This window comes from Sporomusa sp. (assembly GCF_035561255.1).
In the GTDB taxonomy this organism is placed as follows: Bacteria; Bacillota; Negativicutes; order Sporomusales; family Sporomusaceae; genus Sporomusa.
Map to the genome: position 1 here is coordinate 1 of NZ_DATMXX010000328.1, position 4,917 is coordinate 4,917.

At 46.5% G+C, this 4,917-nt stretch carries 5 protein-coding genes; all 5 read right to left on the reverse strand.

The window, feature by feature from the left end; translation table 11 throughout:
- Positions 1 to 831 (reverse strand): isocitrate lyase/PEP mutase family protein (locus tag VN379_RS18050; protein WP_325536357.1); only part of this gene is annotated, 831 nt, incomplete at its 3' end.
- Between the two features lie 338 nt (positions 832 to 1,169).
- Positions 1,170 to 2,069: a hypothetical protein gene (locus VN379_RS18055; RefSeq protein ID WP_325536359.1), complete on the reverse strand. Its 900-nt coding sequence runs from the start codon at positions 2,067 to 2,069 to the stop codon at positions 1,170 to 1,172.
- 2 nt (positions 2,070 to 2,071) lie between these two features.
- A complete protein-coding gene (locus tag VN379_RS18060) occupies positions 2,072 to 3,460 on the reverse strand; it encodes an MmgE/PrpD family protein (protein WP_325536361.1) in 1,389 nt (462 codons plus the stop codon).
- Positions 3,461 to 3,513: 53 nt separating this feature from the next.
- Positions 3,514 to 4,677, reverse strand: coding sequence for a 2-methylaconitate cis-trans isomerase PrpF family protein (locus VN379_RS18065; protein WP_325536363.1), 1,164 nt, complete (start codon positions 4,675 to 4,677; stop codon positions 3,514 to 3,516).
- A 44-nt stretch (positions 4,678 to 4,721) separates the two neighbouring features.
- A partial coding sequence (locus tag VN379_RS18070) for a hypothetical protein (protein WP_325536365.1) occupies positions 4,722 to 4,917 on the reverse strand: 196 nt, incomplete at its 5' end.

A 4,917-nucleotide genomic window follows, 5' to 3' on the forward strand; every position in this document is an offset into this window, starting at 1 on the left:
ATAATAAGAGTCAAGTTTGAAATATTCTTCTGCTCCCAGGATATCAACAAGCCGATTAAAAACTTCAAATGGTTTATCCAAAGAGACAACGCCTGTGTTCTTAAGCAACTGTAACTCCTCATCAAAAGTTTTAAAGCTTGCTGAAAAAGCTCCCGGGTGAATGACCAACCTAAACCCACCAACAGCATCCACTTTTTTCATGGGAATATGGGGAACATTATTAAGCATTATCGGTAAATCGCCTAATCTGCGTTTGTACTCGGCGAGATTCTCTTCATGTATTCCATCCACAAAAATCATATCGGCACCAACTTCGACAAAAGCGCGAGCCCGTTCTTCGACTGAATCCCAGCCTTCGACAGCAAGCGCATCAGTGCGTGCAATGATAATAAAATCCTGGTCGTGTCTTGCGTCCAACGCAGCCTTTACTTTTGACACTGCTTCATCTTTCGGAATTACTTGCTTATTGGTCATATAACCACAGCGTTTTGGCCACAATTGGTCTTCCAGGTGCAGCGCCGCGGCTCCCGCTTTTTCATATTCGCGTACCGTGCGGACGACATTCGAGTAGTTTCCATATCCCGTATCTGCGTCGGCAACAACCGGAATACCAACACTATTGGCAATAATCCTAACATTTTCTGCCATCTCGGTTAAAGTCAATAATCCCACATCCGGAATTCCTAACTTCGAAGCCGTTCCAAAACCGGTCATATAACAAGCTTCAAACCCGTTTCTTTCAACAAATCTTGCTTGAACTCCATCATAAACAAATGGTGCGATTACCCTCCCTTTTTTCATACTTTCCTTTAACAATTTTGCTTTGGACATTTCACCAATCTCCTTCTACATGTAAATTCTTTTGCCGAAAACTAACACGTCTTATTTTTTGTGACCTTTTTGCCGCCACTCCCTTACTTAATCAAATCAACTGCAAGTATACTTATTACGATTATTTTTCAAAATCGGATCAATTAACATTTATCCTTTAATCATCACATTCACGACAATAAATCAATATTGCGAAATTCATAGAGCAACCTCTGAGTGCGCAGGATAGGAATTGTCTAGTAACTAGTCCCAAAACCGCACACAGAGGAAGCCCTTATGAGCAACACTATCCACTTGAATGAGCCTGAATTGAAGAATCAAATGTTTTGGACTTCAGACTATTTAATCCAAGGCTTTTTTGTGCCACGAAAATGGCAGATGTGGGCTGGGCACTCTACGCAGTCGAGAGAATGAATAGGGGGCAATTTTGCTCCTTTAACTGTTTCACAAAGCTCTATGACCTTTTGAACCTGCGTCTGCTCCCCTTCAACGGCAACCAAGGCAGCACCTTCCGCTCCGTCAAGCCCGCCTGCTGCGAAAGGCACAGCTTTTACATCCGCATAAGACTCAAGCGCATCTACTTCGTTGATCACAGTGCAATCAAAGGAAAACGCCTTGCTCCTTATGCCCATTGAATAGTCGATACCGCCGCTGTTTACAAATCTGGCGGATTCACGAAGATCGAAAGGAAGGAATTTCTCAAGCCCGGCTGGTGTTATGATCTCATAGCCTTTTTTACTTGCTCCGGCCACCATCCGACCAATGGTGCCACTTCCGTCTTTGCTGCCAATGAGGACGAGGGGACGTTTATTCATGTCCACGCCATTAGGGCCTTTGAAATAAATATCCCCCGCGCCCATATTGTCGATAAGCTCGTTAAGGGTCCATCCATATACAGGCTTGCCATTTCTCAGAACCAGAGTATGGGAATAGGAACCCGCATCCGACAGAGCCTTGACCACGCCTGGATCAGTACTTTTATTAGCATTTTGCTTGTGTGTTAGCATGGTGTTGGCCTCGCCACACATCGCCTTGGGAGTGTTCATGCCTGTTATCCAAACCTTTTTGACATCAGGATATTCCCCTGTCAGCTCATAGTATAAGTGATAAACACTGGTGCTGGGATGCATCGCAACGATCCCTTCCTTCAGGGCCTTTTGCACACGTTCCAGCCTAGCAATACATTTGGCGATCAGCCACTTGGACTCGGTCACGGTGAATATAAATTCAGCTTTCATATTTATCGCTCCTTTACTAATCCTTTGGTTATTTCAAATAGATTTCTCACACTTTTCAGTTTTTCCACCGAACGAACCTTCATGGCAATGTTTTCAGCCATCTCCGGCGTAAAGACATCAGCAACGAGAACCTTATATTTTTCCGCGACCTCGTCAAAAGTGTACGGGTTTTCTGTTCCACCCTTGGCGCACCTGACATGGGCTTTATAGCTCCTCCCGTCGGTCATAACGACCTCCACTTTCGCTCCAAAAAGAGCAGGGCAAGTGGACTGAACCTCTTGGTCGAACTGCGTCGTGACTTTTCTGCCCCAAGCCAGTATGGTCGGATTTTTAAGAATAGACACGTCCAAATAGTTTTTGGCATCATTGACATTACCCCAGAAAGAAAGACCTACAGTGAAAGGAAGACTATACTGCGCGGTCAGTATCGAGTCCGGCTCGTAGGTGTTGTGCTCTTCGACAAGATTGGTGTGGCCTTTGACGATAATCTTATCCACCGCATCCAAATCGGGTACAAAGTCCGCATTCTTCTTGATGATCTCCAAGCAATCTACGACGGGGTGAAGAACGCCGCAGGCGGCGGAAGGCTTTACAGTGATATCCTCGACCGCGTAGGTTTCGCCAAGTCCTTTGGTTATCAGTCCGTAATCCGGCTCGTAATCGGCATCCTTGAAAACCCGGCAGAAGCCGAACTTCCCTTCCAAAATTTCCGCCGGTCCTTTGAAGCCGTCTTTTGCTAGCTGGGCGATGATGACTCCCTGCTCGGCGGCCTTGCCGGCATGAATACGTTTGACCATGGAGCCTTTGACGGAGAACTGGGCCAGTCCGGACGCGAAGGACCCTGCGAGTCCCAGAGCGCTTTCTACCTGGTCGGCGTTAAGCCCCAAGAGCTTCGCGCAAGCTGCAGTGGCGCCAAAGGTGCCGAAGGAAGCGGTAGGATGGAAGCCCTTTCTCAGATGATGTACCGCGATAGATACACCCGCTCGCATCATGACCTCGTAGCCAGCGACTATCGCCTCAATAAGCTGCTTGCCGTCCGCGTCGATCTCCTCGCCTAGAGCTATAGAAGCGGCCATGATAACGGCACCGGGGTGAGAAGCGGAAGGAGTATTGATATCGTCCAGTTCGAATCCATGGGCCAGAGTGCCATTAGCCATCGCCGCCATTGACGGCCCATACTCGGCCTTGCAATCGGGCAAAATGGTGGCGTGCCCGAAATTGTTGCGGGAGCAGAAACTGGTGATTATTTTCCCCATATCGGTCTGTGAAGCAAATGCAGCTACGCCGACGTAATCTATCAGACATTTTTTAACGGCCGCTATCACTCTGTCCGGAAGCTTGTCATATGAAATGTCGGCAATGAATTCCGAAAGTACCCTTGTCTCATTCATTTCTCTATTCCGCCTTTCCTTGTGTAGTAGTTTTTATAAATTTGAACTGTGAATTAAATTTGAATTAAACTCTTTTTAACATAAACATAGCCATCCAGGATTCTCCTCGCGGTCCGGCAAATCTGAGCATGTTCGACAACAAAACCATCTTTATTACGACTAATCTTAACTTCAACTTCATTGACCCCCCGAGGATAACCAAGACGTACAACTCCGGTATCTTTCGCTTTTTGGGATACAACCTGATTGACAATTGTTCCCTCAAGCATAGCCGCTACACTCGCACATATTGTTCCGGTCCCGGGAAAAGCATCCCCTGTATGCTGATTAAAAAATGGCCTTGCCAGAAAATCAAATTTTTCCGCACTCCACACTTCCTTGGTTACATAGTCAATGTAATCTGCAGCTTCACTAACTAAAGCTATAATTGGACGTACCGGGCTCACCTTAGTAGCATTCTGACCACGCGGCACTATTCCAAACTCAACAGCTGCCGTGGCTCTGATGGATTCAACCGAATTCATGATTTCTCGATTAGCGGCAATCTCCGGCGTGGACTCTTTCCCTGTTAGGCCCAATACTTTAGAATTCACAAAAAGCATAAGATTGGCGCAATCAACCATAGACACCGGCACTTTCCCCAAACCTTCAACATTGATGACATCAAGAACATTACCGGTAGGAAGAAGTTTGCCAGTGGCGGCACCGACTGTCCTGCTGAAATCGAGTTCTATCCGCGCGCCGGTACCTGGCACAGTATCAACTTTAAAATCGCCCTCGACAACGGCACGACCATCCTTGACCGGAACTTTTGCAATCAAGATTTTTTGCGTGTTCGTATTATGTATCCGGACTTCAGTTACTGGTTCTTTCGCCGCTACCATTCCTTCGTCTATCGCGAAGGGACCAACAGCGGATGATATATTTCCGCAATTAATGGAATAGTCAATTTTAGCTGAATCTAATTGCACTTGGCCAAAGGTATAATCCACATCGGCATCGCTGCGGCTGGGAGGACTAATGATTGCGAGCTTGCTCGTCTGAACCCGAGCACCACCCAAGCCATCAATCTGCCCGACATCCGGGCTGCCGTAAATGCCCAGTATAATTCGATCCCTCAATTCCTTCTCCAACGGCAGATCATTGTATCTCAGGAAAACCGCTTTACTAGTACCTCCCCGCATAATGGTACACCGAAACATTTCTTGCTCTGACATGCTTCATCTCTCCCTTTCAGCGTTTAAGATTAAGATGATGTAATTTACATTACATCATCAATTCTTCCGATCTCGTGGCCATACCTGATCAACGTACAGCCTTCCCCATTTACATCCACAAACCACGCGAACGCCATTCGGATAGTTTCAATCCTGCAACTAATGATCCATACACATCTCACTCTTTTACCGGACCAGACATGCCTGAGTCTCCTCAATTGGGTCAATTTTATATACTTT